This window comes from Pseudomonas sp. AC070, assembly GCF_979258635.1.
Genome location: NZ_OZ409871.1, coordinates 455,195 through 471,482 on the forward strand (window position 1 = coordinate 455,195; position 16,288 = coordinate 471,482).

A 16,288-nucleotide genomic window follows, 5' to 3' on the forward strand; every position below is an offset into this window, starting at 1 on the left:
TTTGAACGGGGCGCTGTTACGTGGGTCTAGACTCACGCATACACCCAAACGAGTAACAAGATATGACCACCATGCATTACACCGGCGAAGAACGTCGCAAACGGATCTTCGCCATTGTCGGTGCCTCCTCGGGCAACCTGGTGGAATGGTTCGACTTCTACGTCTATGCCTTCTGCGCCATCTACTTTGCCCCTGCGTTTTTCCCCTCGGACGACCCCACGGTTCAACTGCTCAACACGGCTGGCGTTTTCGCGGCCGGGTTTTTGATGCGGCCCATTGGTGGCTGGCTGTTTGGCCGGGTTGCCGACAAGCACGGGCGCAAGAACTCGATGATGATTTCGGTGCTGATGATGTGCGCCGGTTCACTGGTCATCGCCTTTCTGCCGACCTACGCCAGCATCGGCGCCTGGGCGCCAGCGTTGCTTTTGATGGCGCGGCTGTTCCAGGGGTTGTCGGTGGGCGGCGAATACGGCACCACCGCCACCTACATGAGCGAAGTGGCGTTGCGCGGCCAGCGCGGCTTCTTCGCCTCGTTCCAGTACGTAACCCTGATCGGCGGGCAACTGTTGGCGGTGTCGCTGGTGGTGGTGCTTCAGCAGTTGCTCACTGAAGAAGAACTGCGTGCCTGGGGCTGGCGTATTCCGTTCGTAGTTGGTGCCGTGGCGGCGGTGATTTCCCTGCTGCTGCGCCGCAGCCTTGAGGAAACCACCACCGCCGAGCAGCGCGCCGACAAAGACGCCGGCAGCATGGCCGCGCTGTTCAAGCACCACAAAGCCGCGTTTATCACCGTGCTCGGTTACACCGCTGGCGGCTCGCTGATTTTCTATACCTTCACCACCTATATGCAGAAGTACCTGGTGAACACCGCCGGCATGCACGCGAAAACCGCGAGCTACATCATGACCGGCGCGCTGTTCCTGTACATGTGCATGCAGCCGCTGTTCGGCATGCTTTCCGACAAGATTGGCCGGCGCACTTCCATGCTCTGGTTCGGCGCGTTGGGCACGCTGTTCACCGTGCCGATTCTGCTCACGCTGAAAACCGTCAGCAGTCCGTTCCTGGCGTTTGTGCTGATCACCCTGGCCTTGGCCATCGTCAGTTTCTACACCTCGATCAGCGGCCTGGTGAAAGCCGAAATGTTCCCGCCGCAAGTGCGCGCCCTGGGCGTGGGCCTGGCCTATGCCGTGGCGAATGCCATGTTCGGCGGCTCGGCGGAATACGTGGCGCTGGGGCTGAAAAGCATCGGCATGGAAAACACTTTCTACTGGTACGTCACCGCCATGATGGCCGTGGCCTTCCTGTTCAGCCTGCGGTTGCCTAAGCAGGCGGCGTATCTGCATCACGATCACTAGGTAAGATTGGGCACTTGTTATGTAGGAGAGGCTTTAGCCTCGATGCTTTTCAATCAACAGCATCGAGGCTGAAGCCTCTGCCACAGTTAGCCTGCGCGCTTCACTTTCTTGCCCCCCGACGGTGATCTTTTAAGGACGATGTATGAGCAACAAGTTGTTCGACACCTACTTCACCCAGCCCGCCATGCGCGCGGTTTTCTCCGACGCCGGGCGGCTACAGGGCATGCTCGATTTCGAGGCGGCGCTGGCCCGCGCGCAAAGCAGCATCGGCCTGATTCCCGCAGAGGCCGTCGCGCCCATCGAAGGCGCCTGCCGCGCCGAGTTGTTCGACGTGGACAGCTTGGCTACGGCCATCGCCACCGCCGGCAATTCCGCCATTCCGCTGGTAAAGGCCCTCGGCAAACAGATCGCCAGCGTCAGCCAGGAAGCCGAGCGCTACGTTCACCTCGGCGCCACCAGCCAGGATGTAATGGACAGCGGCCTGGTGCTGCAACTGCGCAGCGCCATCGAGCTGTTGGAAGCTGACCTCGCGCACCTGGGCAACGCCCTCGCCAGCCAGGCCAGCCTGCATTGCGCCACGCCAATGGCTGGCCGCACCTGGCTGCAACATGCCACGCCCGTGACCTTGGGCATGAAAATCGCCAGCACCCTGGGCGCAATAACTCGCCATCGCCAGCGCTTGGCCGAACTGAAACCGCGCCTGTTGGTGCTGCAATTCGGCGGCGCCTCGGGCAGCCTCGCGGCGCTGGGCGATAACGCTATGCCAGCGGCCGAAGCGCTCGCCACTGAGTTGAACCTGCGCCTGCCCGAGCAGCCCTGGCACACCCAACGTGATCGCCTGGTGGAATTCGCCAGTTGGCTGGGCCTGCTCGCCGGCACCTTGGGCAAACTCGGCCGCGACCTGAGCCTGTTGATGCAAACCGAAGCCGGCGAAGTGTTCGAGCCGTCGGCGCCGGGCAAGGGCGGCTCCTCGACCATGCCGCACAAACGCAACCCGGTGAGCTGCGCCGTGCTGATCGGCGCCGCCACCCGCGCGCCGGGGCTGGTCGCGACCATGTTGTCGGCCATGCCGCAGGAACACGAACGCAGCCTCGGCCTCTGGCATGCCGAATGGGAAACCCTGCCGGAACTGTGCTGCCTGGTCTCCGGCGCGCTGCAACAAGCGCTGGTGGTGGTGCCGGGGCTGGAAGTGAACGCCGGGCGCATGCGCCAGAACCTAGACCTCACCCAAGGTCTGGTGCTGGCCGAAGCCGTGAGCATCACGTTAGCCCAGCGCATCGGTCGCGATGCGGCCCATCACCTGCTCGAACAATGCTGCCGCCTGGCCGTGGAGCAGGGCGTGCACTTGCGCCAGGTGCTTGGCGAAAACGCCGAAGTCAGTGCACGGCTCAGCAGCGACGAACTCGATCATTTGCTCGACCCCGCCCATTACCTCGGCCAGGCGCGTTTGTGGGTGCAGCGCGCCATTGCCGACCATCAAGTCCTCAGTGTTTAGGAGCGTTTCATGCCTGCCGTAACCCTCGCCGATGGCGAACTCCACTACCGCCTGGATGGCGACGCCGCGTTGCCGGTGCTGGTGCTGTCCAACTCGCTAGGCACCGACCTGCACATGTGGGACGCGCAGGTCGATGCGTTCAGCCAGCACTTTCACGTGCTGCGTTACGACACCCGTGGCCACGGCAAATCGCTGGTCACCGAAGGCATTTACAGCATCGAACAGAACGGCCGCGACGTGCTGGCCTTGCTCGATGCGCTGAGCATTGAGCAGGCGTACTTCTGCGGGCTGTCCATGGGCGGTTTGATTGGCCAGTGGCTGGCGATCAACGCCCCTGAGCGCCTCAAACGCGTGGTGCTGTGCAACACCGCCGCGAAAATTGGCGGCCTGGATGTATGGAATCCGCGCATCGAAATGGTCCTGCGCGACGGCCCGGCTGCCATGCTGGCGCTGCGCAATGCCTCCATCGCCCGCTGGTTCACGCCTGAATTCGCCAAGGCTGAAACCGCCAAGGTCGAAGCGGTGGTTGGCATGCTCGCCGCCACCTCGCCGCAAGGTTACGCGGCTAACTGCGCGGCCGTGCGCGACGCCGATTTCCGCGAGCAACTGGGCAGCATCACGCTGCCGCTGCTGATGGTCTGCGGCACCGAAGATGCCGTGACCACACCGGCCGACGGGCGCTTTATCGTCGAGCGCGTCGCTGGCGCGCAGCTGGTTGAATTCCATGCCGCGCATCTGTCCAACGTTGAAGCCGGCGATGCCTTCAGCCAGGCCGTGCTCGACTTTCTCACCCACTGATTTTGGCGACCCATCCAATGGACGAAAAACAACGCTACGACGCCGGCATGCAAGTGCGCCGCGAAGTATTGGGCGACGCACACGTCGACCGCAGCCTGAAAAACCTCACCCCGTTCAACGAAGAATTCCAGGAAATGATCACCCGCCACGCCTGGGGCGACATCTGGACCCGCCCCGGCCTGCCGCGCCACACACGCAGCCTGATCACCATCGCCATGCTCATCGGCATGAACCGCGAAGGCGAACTGAAGTTGCACCTCAAAGCCGCCAAGAACAATGGCGTGACGCGAGACGAGATCAAGGAAGTGCTGATGCAGAGCGCGATTTACTGCGGGATTCCGGCGGCGAACGCGACCTTCCATCTAGCCGAAGAAGTGTGGGATGAGATGGGGGTTGAGTCGCTGAAGTAGGCAGGGCGGTCTCCGGGTCGTCGGCCAGGCTGCGTTGCGTCCTCGCTTTAAATGCTCACGTACTTGAGTACGCTGCGCTTTAAAGCTGCGGGGCGCCTTGCCTGGCCTTAGCCCCGGAAACCTCGGGTTGTGGGAGGCCATAGAGCAAAGCCCTCTCCCCAGCCCTCTCCCGCAAGCGGGCAGAGGGGGCAGATTGGCGTTGTTTCAGAGGGGGCAGGTCGGCGTTGTTTCGGCTCACTCGGTAAGGCTCCCCTCGCCCGTTTACGGGAGAGGGGCTGGGGGAGAGGGCAGCGGTAAACGCAGCGTCCTCAATCCCAAGCCGGCGCAAACGCCGGGTTAACAATCCGCACATCCTTGGGCAACGCGGCAATCGCTGCCCGATCGTCGTCGTCCAGTCTGACCTTTAAGGCCTCCAGGTTCGCGCGCTGGTTTTCCAGGCTGTTGGACTTGGGAATCGCCGCCACGCCGTCCTGTTCCAGCAACCAGCCCAGGGCTATCTGACTCGGCAGCACGCCGTGCTTGTTAGCGATACGTTGCACCGTCTCGGTGTCGGCGCCTTGGCCGCGTGCCAGCGGCGTATAGGCGGTGAGCGCCATGCCTTGCTGGCGGGCGAAGTCGAGCAGCGGTTGCTGGTTGAGCAGCACGTGGTATTCCACCTGCACCACCGACAACGGCGCGCCCATTTCCACCACGACGCGTTTGAGCAGGGCGACGTTGAAGTTGGCCACGCCAATCTGTTTGGTCTTGCCTTCATCACGCAGCGCCACCAGCGTTTCGATGCTGCGCTCAAGGTTCCACCCGGCGTTCGTATCGCCAGGCCAATGAATCAAAAACAGGTCGAGGCAATCATCCCCGAGGGCTTTGCGGCTGGCGTCCAGGGATTGGCGCATGGCCTGTGGTTCGAGTTTGTTCCACCAGACCTTGGTGGTGACATGAAGCTGCTCGCGGGGAACTGCGGTGCGCGCCAGGGCTTTGCCAATGGCGGCTTCGTTGTCATACGCGGTGGCGGTGTCGAGGTGGCGATAGCCCAGCTCCAGCGCCTGCTCCACGGTGCGCGTGCACTCATCGCCGAGCATCCGCCAAGTACCAAGGCCGAGTTTGGGTAATTGCAGGCCGGGGCGGGTGGTGATGATTTCCATAAAGGCTCCCTTTGTGATGGTTGCCGGTTTTTGACTGCGCAGCGGGTTCGGCGTTCGTTGCCATCACCCCGTCATCCTCGCGAACGCGGGGACCCAGGCTCGTTCAGTAGACGGCGATGTCACCTGCGCCGCGTATCGGCATAAAAAAGCCCGTCACAGGGACGGGCTAACGTGTTTTCACACGAGGAGTCGAGCGTGTGTTGGGCGTGGCTTACAACAACGACAACGGGTAGCTAACGAAAATACGGTTCTCGTCAAACTCGTTGGCGTTGTAGTCGCGGCGCATGGTGGAGTTGCGCCATTTGAAGTTGAGGTTCTTGAACGTGCCGCTCTGCACGGTGTACGCCAGCTCGGATTCGCGACCCCACTCCTTGCCGTCGGTGACGGTGCCGACGTGCACGTTGTCGCCGCTGATGTAGCGGTTCATCAGGGTCAGACCCGGCACGCCAACGGCGGTGAAGTTGAAGTCATGGCGCAGCTGCCAGGATTTCTCCTTGGCGTTGTCGTAGCTCGAGTTGTAGCTGTCGTTCGCCAGGGTGCCGCCGCTGGTGCCGTTGACGCGCATCCACAAGTCATCGCCGCTGACCTTTTGCAGGCCTACGTAAAACGTGCTGCCGCCGTATTTGGCCGAGAGCAGGGCGAAGGCGGTTTTGTTGTCGAGGTCGCCGGCCAGTTGGCTGCCGTCTTCCTTGCCGATGAAGTAGCCAAGGTTGGCGCCGAGGGTCACGTCGCCTACCGGTTGGCTATGCAGCACGTTGAAATATTGCTGCTGGTAGATGTCTTCCAACTCGGCGTACCAGACGCCGACGGTGGTGCGTTTTTCGTTGAAGGAGTATTCACCGCCGGCAAAGTTGAAGCGATCGGACAGGAAGGCGCCGCGACCGTTCATGGACATGTCTTCCATGCTCGCGTCGTTACGCGGGCTGTTCTGCCGGAACTGGCCGCCGTACAACGTCAGGCCATCGAGCTCCTGCGAGGTCACCTGGCCGCCACGGAAGGTTTGCGGCAGCGAGCGACCATCGTCGGAGCGCAGAATTGGCAGCACCGGCATCCACTCACCGACCTTCAATTCGGTCTTCGACAGCTTGGCTTTTGCCGCGACGCCCAAGCGGCCGAAATCGTCGGCCGGGCGACCGTCACTGTGTACTGGCAGCAGCTGGGTATTGGCGGTGCCCCGGCCGCCATCCAGTTTCAGCGAGTACAGGCCGAGCACATCCACACCAAAGCCAACCGGGCCCGGGGTGTAGCCGGATTTCACATCGAGAATGAAGTTTTGCGTCCACTCTTCAGCCTTCGCCTGCGCGTTGTCAGGGTTGGTGAAGTTGCGGTTGAAGTAGGCGTTACGAAAATTCAGCGTGGCCTTGGTGTCGTCGATAAACCCTTCGGCCTGGCTCACTTGGGTGAACCCGGCGACGGCCAGCGCGATCAGAGCAGGAGCGTGAACAGAGCGCAGCGCGCCCTTGGACGAGATGTGCAGCATCGAAGTAGACCTTTTTTGTATTTATCGGTCATCGCAGCGCCGGTCCGCTTGGCGGGGGCGTTCAATGTGCAGGCATAGTGGAAGGAGCCTGCGGACGGTTCAATTCGCTAACGGCCATTTTGGGCGATTATCGAACGGTAATTAACCAGGTAGTACATTCGTGAGCGGCGGCTGTAACTCCTATAGTTGCAGCGGCCTGTAAGCTAATTCGACGTTTGATCGCAGCCCTTTCGGAGCCCCATGAGTTTGCCCAGCTCGCCGCTGACTACCGCGCAGCAGCCCTTTCGCGGCATCGCCCTGATCTTGTTGGCCACGTTTCTGTTTGCCAGCCACGACGCATTGTCCAAATACCTGTCCGGGTTTTACCCGGTGGTGATGGTGGTGTGGGCGCGTTATGTGGTGCACACGCTGTTGATGGCGGGCATCTTCCTGCCGCAATCGGGCCTGCGCGTGTTGCGCAGTAAGCGCCCCGGTTTGCAGATTATTCGGGCGTTGTGTTTGCTCGGCACGAGCTTGTTATTCACCACTGGCATCCGATACATCCCGCTCGCCGAAGCCACGGCGGTGAACTTTCTGGCGCCATTGCTGGTGACCGCGTTATCGGTGCCGCTGCTGGGCGAGCGGGTGACGCGTGGCCAATGGGCGGCGGTGTTGGTGGGGTTTTCCGGGGTGCTGGTGATCGTCCATCCGGGCGGCGAGCTATTTACCCCAGCGGTATTGCTGCCGTTCGGCTCGGCGCTGTGTTTTGGCGTGTACCAGATCCTCACGCGCATCCTCGCCAACTACGACAGCCCGACCACCAGCAACTTCTTCGCTGGCCTGTGCAACACCGTGCTGGTCAGCTTGCTGGTGCCGTTCTTCTGGCAAGTGCCGACCTGGGGCCACGCCCTGCTGATGATTGCCCTCGGCACCTGCGGAATGACCGCGCACCTGATGCTCACCCAAGCCTTCCGCTACGCCGCACCGGCCTTGCTGGCGCCGTTTGGCTACTGCCAGATCGTGTTTGCCGGGCTGCTGGGGTTCGTGGTGTTCAGCCATACGCCTTCGTTCAGCGCCTTGCTGGGTATCGCCATTATTTGCCTGAGCGGGCTGGCGGCGGCGTGGTTGCAGAAGCGGCGGTAGATCAAGCGCAATAAAAAAGGCCCCGTAGGGCCTTTTTTATTGCGTGCCAGTTAGGCCGGCTTCACGTCCGGCACCTTTCTCGGCGCCATGAAGTACAGCCACAGTAAAGCCAGGAAATACATGGTCGGAATCATGGTGAACAACACCGCGTAGTTGTTGTTCGTCACGGTCAGCACGTAACCCACCAGCTGCGTCATAAACATCCCGCCGACCGCCGCGCACATGCCGCCAAAGCCGAACACGGTGCTCATCATGTGCTTGGGCGTGAAGTCCATGACCAGGCTCCAGATATTGGCGGTCCAGGCCTGGTGCGCGCCAACGCCCAGGGCGATGGCCAGCACGGCGATCCACAAGCCACTGGCATGGGCCGCGAAAATCACCGCGACGATGGCGCACGCGCAGATCAGCATCGACAACAGCCGCGCCTTGATCGCGTTCATGCCACGACCAATCAGCCACGACGACAAGATGCCGCCACCAATGCTGCCGAAGTCGGCGGTCAGCCAGATGAGGATCAGCGGAATGCCCATCTGCGAGACGCTGATGCCCAGGTTGTATTGCTGATTGAGAAACGGCGGTAGCCAGTACAGGTAAAACCAGAAGACCGGCGCGGTCATCGAGAAGGCCAGGGCGAATGCCCAGGTGCCGCGCATGCGCAGAATTTCGCGCAGCGGAACGCGGGCTTGGGCCGGCTCGTCGGTGTGCTGAATGTAATCAAGCTCGCTCTGTTTCACGCTCGGATGGTCTTCCGGGTTGAAGTATTTCAGCCCCCAGAACACCAGCCAGATCGCACCCAGCGCGGCCATGCACAGGAACACCGCTTGCCAGCCCCAGGCCACCAGAATCAGCGGCAGCAGAGCCGGGGTAAGCATGGCGCCGACGTTGGTGCCGGCGTTGAAAATACCGGTAGCCACGGCGCGTTCACCGGCCGGAAACCAGATGCGTGCGGTTTTTACGCACGCCGGGTAATTCGCCGCTTCGGTGAGGCCAAGAATAAAGCGGCAGACCATAAAGCCGACCGCCGAGGTCGCCAGGCCGTGGGCACCGGTGGCCAGGCTCCAGAGCAGCACGGCAAAGAAGAACGCGCGCTTTACGCCCACGCGGTCGATAAAGCGCCCTTGCAGCAAAAAGCCGACGGCGTAACCCACTTGGAACCAGAAGTTGATGTTGGCGTAGTCCATCGCCGTCCAGCTCATTTTTTCCGCCAGCACCGGCTGCATCACACCGAGCGCGGCGCGGTCGATGTAGTTCAGCGTGGTGGCGAAAAACACCAGAGCGAGCATGCCCCAGCGGGTTTTACCCACGGCCATGGCGCCGCGAATTTTGTCGCCGATACCGGCGTGAGGGGTGGTCGGCGCGGTGGAGGTGGTCGCGGCGACGGGTGTGCTGTGTGACTGACTCATGGGGTGCCATCCGTTCAAAGACTGCGCGGGCAGTCGAGACTTCGACTCAAGGCAGGCAGCGTGCGTTGCGCACCGGCTCATCGCAAGCGCGAGGCGGTTCAAAGGCGCGGCGGTGTCTGCGGTTAAGGACGTTTGCCGGGTTAAGCCGGTCAGCCTGATAACGGTGGCGAGGTGAGGGGAGCGGTTGCGGTGAGCATGAGAAGTACCCGTTTTCTTGAAGTTGTCAGGGTTTCGCGCGCTGATTTTTCAGCGCCACGTTGCACGTAAACGGCCACCGGGAAATCTGCTTTGCAAGGCGAGGCGGCCGGTTAGGACATGCAAGGTGGGACCGATGGTGGGCCATGGGCGAAAAAGCCGTCAATTCGATAAACGGCCAACTGGTCGATAATCGAACACAAAACTAACCAGTTGGTACAAAGTCGCTTTGCGCCCGGCAGGTGATGGCGAATACTCAAAAACACCCTGATCCGTGTCGCGTGGCGGTGTTCATACGCTCGCGGCGCGCGCCAATAAAAAACAGGAGCACCTGCATGCAGCGTTCGATTGCCACCGTGTCCTTGAGCGGCACCCTGCCGGAAAAACTCGAAGCCATTGCCGCCGCCGGTTTCGACGGCGTGGAGATCTTCGAAAACGACTTGCTTTACTACGCCGGCAGCCCGCGCGAAATTCGCCAGATGTGCGCCGACCTCGGCATCGCCATCACCTTGTTCCAACCCTTCCGCGACTTCGAAGGCTGCCGCCGTGATCGGCTGGCACGTAACCTCGACCGCGCCGAACGCAAATTCGATTTGATGCAGGAACTGGGCACCGACCTGGTGCTGGTGTGCAGCAACGTGGCCGCTGACTCCCTCGGCGACACGCAAATTCTGGTCGACGACCTGCGCCTGCTCGGTGAGCGCGCCGGCGCCCGTGGCCTGCGCATTGGTTACGAAGCGTTGGCTTGGGGCCGCCATGTGAACACCTATCAACAGGTGTGGAACATCGTGCGCCAGGCCGACCACAGCGCCGTCGGCGTGCTGCTCGACAGCTTTCATACGCTGTCGCTCAAAGGCGACCCAAGCGCCATTGCCGAGATTCCTGGCGACAAGATTTTCTTCGTGCAGATGGCCGACGCGCCAATTCTGGCCATGGACGTGCTGGAGTGGAGCCGCCATTTCCGCTGCTTCCCCGGTCAGGGCGAGTTCGATTTGGCCGGCTTTCTCGCGCCGATCATCCGCAGCGGCTACACCGGCCCGTTGTCGCTGGAAATTTTCAACGACGGCTTCCGCGCCGCGCCGCCTCGCGCCAACGCCGCCGACGGCTTGCGCTCGTTGCTTTATCTGGAAGAGAAAACCCGCAATTTGCTCGAACGCCAGGCCGCCGATGGCACCGCTCCGGCCGTGCCGACCGCGAGCCTTGACCAACTGTTTTCGCCGCCGAGCGCGAGCCGCTACGACGGCGTCGAGTTTGTTGAGTTCGCCGTGGACGGTGAGCAGGGCGTGAAGCTCGGTGGCTGGCTTGAGCGTTTGGGTTTCGCCCGTGCCGGCCAGCACCGTTCCAAAGACGTCAGCCTGCTGCGCCAGGGCGATATCAATATTGTGCTCAACGCCGAACCGTACTCGTTTGCCCACAGCTTTTTCGAAGCCCACGGCCCGTCACTGTGCGCCACCGCGTTGCGGGTTAAAGACAGCCACAGCGCCTTCGAGCGCGCCCGCGAATTCAGAGGCCAGCCTTACCGCGGCTTGGTCGGCCCCAACGAGCGGGAAATCCCCTCGGTGCGCGCACCGGATGGCAGCCTGATTTACCTGATCGACGAAGCCGAAAGCGGCCAGACCATTTACGACAGCGACTTCATCCTCAACGCCAACGTCCAGCCCAGCGGCAACTTGCAGCGCATCGACCACATGGCTATGGCGCTGCCCGCCGAAAGCCTCGACAGCTGGGTGCTGTTTTACAAAGCGCTGTTCGATTTCGAGGCCGACGACGAAGTGGTGCTGCCCGACCCTTACGGTCTGGTGAAGAGCCGCGCACTGCGCAGTCGCTGCAGTTCAGTGCGCTTGCCGCTGAATATTTCCGAGAACCGCAACACCGCGATTTCCCATGCGCTGTCCAGCTACCGCGGCTCGGGCGTGCACCATATCGCCTTCGCCTGCGACGACCTGTTCGCGGAAATCAACCGCGCCAAGGATGCCGGCGTGCCATTGCTGGATATTCCGCTGAACTACTACGACGACCTCGCCGCGCGCTTTGATTTCGACGACGAGTTTCTCAGCGAGCTGGCGTATTACAACGTGCTGTACGACCGCGACGCGCAAGGCGGCGAGCTGTTCCACGTGTACACCGAACCGTTCGAGGGGCGCTTTTTCTTCGAACTGCTGCAACGCAAAAACGGCTACGTCGGTTACGGTGCGGCGAATGTGGCGGTGCGCCTGGCGGCCATGGCCAAAGTACGCAGCGGTTCGGGTCGGCAGACGCGCCTGTAACCTGGCGTCACCCTCAACAAGCCCGGCCGAAATCTTCTCGGGGCCGGGCTTTCTTCGGCCTGCGGCCAAGACCATAATCGCCGCTACCGTTGCCGACTCCCGGCTGTGAGCCTTGTATGACCACTACCCAAGAACTTCCCGAGGCGCCCGCTGAAGCGCCCCGCAAAAGTCGTAAGAACAACCCGGAAAAAACCCGCGAAAATATTTTGCAGGCCGCCATCATCGAGTTTGTGCAGCAGGGCCTTACCGGCGCGCGGGTGGACGCCATCGCCGAGCGCACGCACACCTCCAAGCGCATGATTTATTACTACTTCAACAGCAAAGAGCAGCTCTACGTTGAAGTGCTGGAGAAACTCTACGGCGACATCCGTCGCACCGAAGCGCAGCTGCATTTGGCCGAACTGGAACCGGTGGCGGCCATTCGGCGGTTGGTGGAATTCACCTTTGACCACCACGACCGTAACGTCGATTTCGTGCGCATCGTGTGCATCGAAAACATCCTCAACGGCGCCAACGTGAAACAGTCGCCGACCATTCGCTCGCTGAGCCACACCGTGCTCAATCTGCTCGACGAAACCTTGCGCCGTGGCGAAGCAGCCGGCGTGTTTCGCAGCGGCTTGCAAGCCATCGACCTGCATTTGCTGATCAGCTCGTTCTGCTTTTACCGCGTGTCCAACCGCAACACCTTTGGCGAGATCTTCCAGATCGATTTGCCGGATGAGCAGGTGAAGCAGCGGCACAAAGCGATGATTTGCGAATCGGTAATCGCCTATTTGCGGCAATAAAAAAAACGCCTCGGTAAGAGGCGTTTTTTTCACATCACGCAAACGGTTATTTACTGCCGCGCACCTTCTCCACGGCGTCATACATGGCCTTCACCAAGGCCGGATCCATGTCTTTGGAGAACTGCGCAATCACCGGTTTCACCTTCTCGCGAAAGCGCTCCATTTCAGCGGGGCTGATGGCGTTGGCTTGCATGTCTTTCGACAGTTCGGTGTACGCCTCTTTCTGAGCAGTCGCGGTGATTTCACGCTGATACACGGTCGCTTCCTTAGCTGCGTCGGTGATCACCGCTTGTTCTTCTGCGTTCAACTTGCCCCAGCTTTTCGCCCCCATCACAAACGACTGCGGGTTGTAGATGTGCTGGGTCACGCTCAGGTACTTTTGCACTTCGTTGAACTTGCTGCCCTTGATAACGGTGAAGGGGTTTTCCTGGCCGTCGACAGTCTTTTGCTCCAGGGCGGTGTACACCTCGGGGAATGGCATTGGCACCGGGTTGGCGCCGAGGGCTTTAAAGGTTTCGAGGTAGATCGGCGACTGGATCACCCGCACTTTCAGGCCAGACATGTCTTCCCATTTGGTCACCGGCGTTTTGCTGTTGGTCAGGTTGCGGAAACCCAGGTCCCAGTAACCGAGGCTACGCAAGCCTTTGCTGTCCAGTCGCTTGGCCAGTTCCTGGCCCACTTCGCCGTCGATCACCGCTTGCGCTTCCTGGGTGTTGTTGAACAGGAAGGGAAAGTCGAGCAGGGCGAACTCAGGCACTTGGGCGGCGAGGATGCCGGAGTTGAGCACGGTTAAATCGAGGGTCGAACCTTGCAGCGCCGACACGGTTTGCAGGTCGCCGCCCAGCACGCCACCGGGGAACAAACGCACGGTCATTTTGCCGCCGCTTTTCTCTTTAACCAGGTCAGCAAACTTCTGCGCGCCCTGGCCCTGCGGGTGTTCTTTTACGTTCTGAAAAGCGAACCGCAAGGTGTGTTCGCCAATTTCCGCTTGGGCCGTAAGGCCGTTGAGCAGCAGGCCTGCGGCGCAGGCGGAGGTCAGTAAAGGTTTTAGCCATTTGTTCATTTCAGTGCGCTCCGTTTTGTTGTTGTTTGCGAGACATCGGTTTACAGCAGCCGGCTAACCGGCGAAGAACTTCAGGGGTACCAGAACCAGTTGCGGGAACATCACCAACAGCGCCAACACCAGCAACTGGGCCAGCAGGAACGGCCATATGCCCCGGGTGATTTCATCGAGCCGCAACTTGGCCACGCCACACACCACGTTGAGCACCGTGCCGACTGGCGGAGTGATCAAACCGATGGAGGTGTTCACCAGAAACAGCACGCCGAAATACACCGGGTCGATGCCAGCCTGCTTCACCACCGGCATCAGCACGGGCGTGAGAATCAGGATGGACGGCGTCATGTCCATGACCATGCCGACCAGAATGATCAACACCATGATCATCAGCAGCAGCGTGGTCGGTGAGTCGAGGAACGGTTGCAGCACATCGGTGAGCTGGCCGGGCAGATCGGCGATGGTCACCAGCCACGACGACACCATGGCAGCGGCCACCAACAGCATCACTACCGAGGTGGTTTTCGCCGCCGACAGCACCACTTCATAGAGCTGGCTGAACTTCAGTTCGCGGTAGATAAACAGCGACACGAACAGGGCGTAAACCGCTGCCACCACCGCCGCTTCGGTGGGCGTGAAAATGCCGAACTTCAGACCAAAAATGATGATCAGCGGCAGGCCCAGCGCCCAGCTGCCGTCCAGCAAGGTTTTGAGAATCTCCGCACGGCTGGCCTTGGGCGGCGTGGCCACGTTTTCGCTGCGCGAGACGAACCACCACGCCACCGCCAGCGACGCGCCGAGCATGATGCCCGGCACGATGCCGGCCAGAAACAGCTTGGAAATCGACACGCCAGAGGCCACGCCAAACACGATAAAACCGATGCTTGGCGGAATGATCGGCGCCAGGATGCCACCCGAAGCGATCAGCCCCGCCGCGCGTTCGCGGTTGTGGCCAGCCTGGACCATCATCGGAATCAGCAACGCAGCCAGAGCGGCCGCATCTGCCACCGCCGAACCGGACAACGAGGCCAGCAGGCACGAGGCAATAATCGCCACGTAACCCAGGCCGCCGCGCTTGTGACCAACCATGGCCATGGCAATGTTAACGATGCGCCGCGACAAGCCGCCGGCATTCATCACCTCGCCGGCCAGCATAAAAAACGGCACGGCGAGCAACGGGAAACTGTCGGCGCCGTTGAGCAGGTTCTGGGCGATGATTTGGGCATCGAACAGGTCGAGTTGCCACATCAGCACCACGCTCACCAACAGCAGGGCAAAGGCAATCGGAATGCCCAGGGCCATGGTGCCCAGCAGGGTGCCGAGGAAGAGGATTAGCGTCATTAGCGGTTCCCCTCAGTGCTTGGCAGATGCACCGATTCGACGCCGGCTTTGCCTTGCGGCAACCGACCGCGCAGGGCCAGCACCAACTCGCCGGCAATCACCGGAATGGCAGTGAGGCCGAACAGCACGCCGATGCCATAGAACCAGGCCATCGACAGGCCCGAGGCGGGGGCGACCACATCCAGGTTGATGCGCGCCTGCTGCCAACTGCCGCTGAGCACCAGCCAGGCGATAAACAGCATCAGCAAATGGCCTACCGCCAGGCACAGATTGCGCCCGAACGGCGGCAGCTTTTTGATCAGCAAGTCGAGGCCCAGGTGGCTGCGCTCGCGCAAGGCGATCAACGAGCCGAGAAACACCATCAGCACAAACAGCCAGCGCGACAGTTCTTCCGACACGGTAATGCCCGAGTTGAAGGCATACCGCATGACCACGTTGCCGAACACCATGAGCACCATGCCCAGCATGCACAGCACGACGATCAGCTTCAGGAAGCGAAAATACAGATCGATCATTTTTGTCATTGTTGTGATCTCGTAAGCGCCAACGCTGGGCGCCGTGTTAGGGGTGTCGTTTCGTCGTAATCGTCATGCGCCCATCGCCGTGAAATGCGCCTGCATGCGCGTGGCGTCTGCCGCCGCGCCGCTGAACAATTCAAAAGCTTTTACTGCTTGGAACACTGCCATGGTGCCGCCGTCGAGCGTGCGGCAACCCAAGGCGCGGGCTTCGCGCAGCAGTTCGGTTTCCAAGGGGAAATACACAATTTCCGCCACCCACATCGGCGCACGCAGCAGGGCTTTGGGCACCGGCATGCCCGGCAGTTTGGCCATGCCCATCGGCGTGGTGTTCACCAGGCCATCGGCGCTCGCCATGGCGGCTGCCAGGTCGGTACCGGCGCTCGCGCGGTTGCCTGGGAAATGCGCGTTGAGGTTCGCCGCCAGGTCGCTGGCGCGGCCGGCGTCTACGTCGAAAATAGTTAACCGCTCAACGCCTTCAATCAACAAAGCATGGGCCACCGCTGCGCCGGCACCGCCTGCGCCCATCTGCACCACTTGCGCGCGGGCCACATCGCTCAGCCCACGGCGGAAGCCTTCGGCGAAACCGAGGCAGTCAGTGTTATGGCCGACGCGCTTGCCGTTCTCGAACACCACCGTGTTCACCGCGCCGATGCCGCGCGCTTCCGGCGACAGCTCATCAAGCAGCGGAATCACCGCCTGCTTGCAGGGGAAGGTGATGTTGAGTCCGGTAAAGCCGGTGTGTTGGGCGGCGTTGAGCAGGGTGGGCAAATCGTCGAGGCCCATCTTCAGGACGTCGATATCAATCAGGCGATACAGGTAGCGAATGCCCTGGGCGTCGCCTTCGTGCTCATGCAACGCCGGCGTGCGCGAGGCCTGAATGCCAGCGCCAATCAGGCCGGCCAGAATGCTGCGGGTGCGGGACATGG

Annotated in this window: 14 protein-coding genes; 7 read left to right on the forward strand and 7 right to left on the reverse strand. The window is 61.4% G+C overall.

The features are described from left to right. The first annotated feature begins 62 nt into the window (after positions 1 to 62). The 4 genes from ACZZ0Q_RS01935 (at position 63) to pcaC (ending at position 4,055) form a co-directional block, all read left to right on the forward strand. Positions 63 to 1,352, forward strand: coding sequence for an MFS family transporter (locus ACZZ0Q_RS01935; protein ID WP_463540276.1), 1,290 nt, complete (start codon positions 63 to 65; stop codon positions 1,350 to 1,352). 142 nt (positions 1,353 to 1,494) lie between these two features. Further along, positions 1,495 to 2,847, forward strand: coding sequence for a 3-carboxy-cis,cis-muconate cycloisomerase (locus ACZZ0Q_RS01940; RefSeq protein WP_463540275.1), 1,353 nt, complete (start codon positions 1,495 to 1,497; stop codon positions 2,845 to 2,847). Positions 2,848 to 2,856: 9 nt separating this feature from the next. Then, on the forward strand, positions 2,857 to 3,645 hold the full coding sequence (pcaD, locus tag ACZZ0Q_RS01945) for a 3-oxoadipate enol-lactonase (RefSeq protein WP_463540274.1): 789 nt from the start codon (positions 2,857 to 2,859) through the stop codon (positions 3,643 to 3,645). A 17-nt stretch (positions 3,646 to 3,662) separates the two neighbouring features. Then, positions 3,663 to 4,055 carry a 4-carboxymuconolactone decarboxylase gene (pcaC, locus tag ACZZ0Q_RS01950; RefSeq protein ID WP_122493375.1) on the forward strand — a complete coding sequence of 131 codons (393 nt, stop codon included), beginning with the start codon at positions 3,663 to 3,665 and terminating at the stop codon, positions 4,053 to 4,055. Positions 4,056 to 4,363: 308 nt separating this feature from the next. On the opposite strand, the gene ACZZ0Q_RS01955 is transcribed toward pcaC, so the two are convergent. Further along, positions 4,364 to 5,194, reverse strand: coding sequence for an aldo/keto reductase (locus ACZZ0Q_RS01955; RefSeq protein ID WP_463540273.1), 831 nt, complete (start codon positions 5,192 to 5,194; stop codon positions 4,364 to 4,366). 211 nt (positions 5,195 to 5,405) lie between these two features. Next, the gene (locus ACZZ0Q_RS01960) at positions 5,406 to 6,674 is read right to left on the reverse strand and encodes an OprD family porin (protein WP_463540272.1); all 1,269 of its coding nucleotides are present in this window, start codon (positions 6,672 to 6,674) and stop codon (positions 5,406 to 5,408) included. A gap of 240 nt (positions 6,675 to 6,914) precedes the next feature. Between ACZZ0Q_RS01960 and ACZZ0Q_RS01965 the strand changes: the two genes are divergently transcribed. Continuing rightward, on the forward strand, positions 6,915 to 7,796 hold the full coding sequence (locus ACZZ0Q_RS01965; RefSeq protein WP_122493372.1) for a DMT family transporter: 882 nt from the start codon (positions 6,915 to 6,917) through the stop codon (positions 7,794 to 7,796). Between the two features lie 50 nt (positions 7,797 to 7,846). Here ACZZ0Q_RS01965 and ACZZ0Q_RS01970 read toward each other — a convergent pair whose 3' ends face one another. Further along, positions 7,847 to 9,199 carry an MFS transporter gene (locus ACZZ0Q_RS01970; protein ID WP_463540271.1) on the reverse strand — a complete coding sequence of 451 codons (1,353 nt, stop codon included), beginning with the start codon at positions 9,197 to 9,199 and terminating at the stop codon, positions 7,847 to 7,849. 530 nt (positions 9,200 to 9,729) lie between these two features. Here ACZZ0Q_RS01970 and quiC point away from each other — a divergent pair. Then, positions 9,730 to 11,661 (forward strand): 3-dehydroshikimate dehydratase QuiC, encoded by a 1,932-nt coding sequence (gene quiC, locus ACZZ0Q_RS01975; RefSeq protein WP_463540270.1) that lies wholly within the window; start codon positions 9,730 to 9,732, stop codon positions 11,659 to 11,661. A 116-nt stretch (positions 11,662 to 11,777) separates the two neighbouring features. After that, the gene (locus ACZZ0Q_RS01980; RefSeq protein ID WP_463540269.1) at positions 11,778 to 12,446 is read left to right on the forward strand and encodes a TetR/AcrR family transcriptional regulator; all 669 of its coding nucleotides are present in this window, start codon (positions 11,778 to 11,780) and stop codon (positions 12,444 to 12,446) included. 46 nt (positions 12,447 to 12,492) lie between these two features. Here the strand turns inward: ACZZ0Q_RS01980 and ACZZ0Q_RS01985 are convergent, their stop codons facing one another. From ACZZ0Q_RS01985 to ACZZ0Q_RS02000, 4 genes are all read right to left on the reverse strand, one after another. Beyond that, the gene (locus tag ACZZ0Q_RS01985) at positions 12,493 to 13,509 is read right to left on the reverse strand and encodes a TRAP transporter substrate-binding protein (RefSeq protein ID WP_463540268.1); all 1,017 of its coding nucleotides are present in this window, start codon (positions 13,507 to 13,509) and stop codon (positions 12,493 to 12,495) included. Between the two features lie 54 nt (positions 13,510 to 13,563). Continuing rightward, entirely contained in the window at positions 13,564 to 14,844 is a 1,281-nt protein-coding gene (locus ACZZ0Q_RS01990; RefSeq protein ID WP_463540267.1) for a TRAP transporter large permease subunit, read from the reverse strand. Next, positions 14,844 to 15,368 (reverse strand): TRAP transporter small permease, encoded by a 525-nt coding sequence (locus tag ACZZ0Q_RS01995; protein ID WP_463383987.1) that lies wholly within the window; start codon positions 15,366 to 15,368, stop codon positions 14,844 to 14,846. Before ACZZ0Q_RS01995 ends, ACZZ0Q_RS01990 begins: the two co-directional genes overlap by 1 nt. A 63-nt stretch (positions 15,369 to 15,431) precedes the next feature. Continuing rightward, entirely contained in the window at positions 15,432 to 16,286 is an 855-nt protein-coding gene (locus tag ACZZ0Q_RS02000) for a shikimate dehydrogenase (RefSeq protein ID WP_463540266.1), read from the reverse strand. Positions 16,287 to 16,288: the final 2 nt, after the last annotated feature.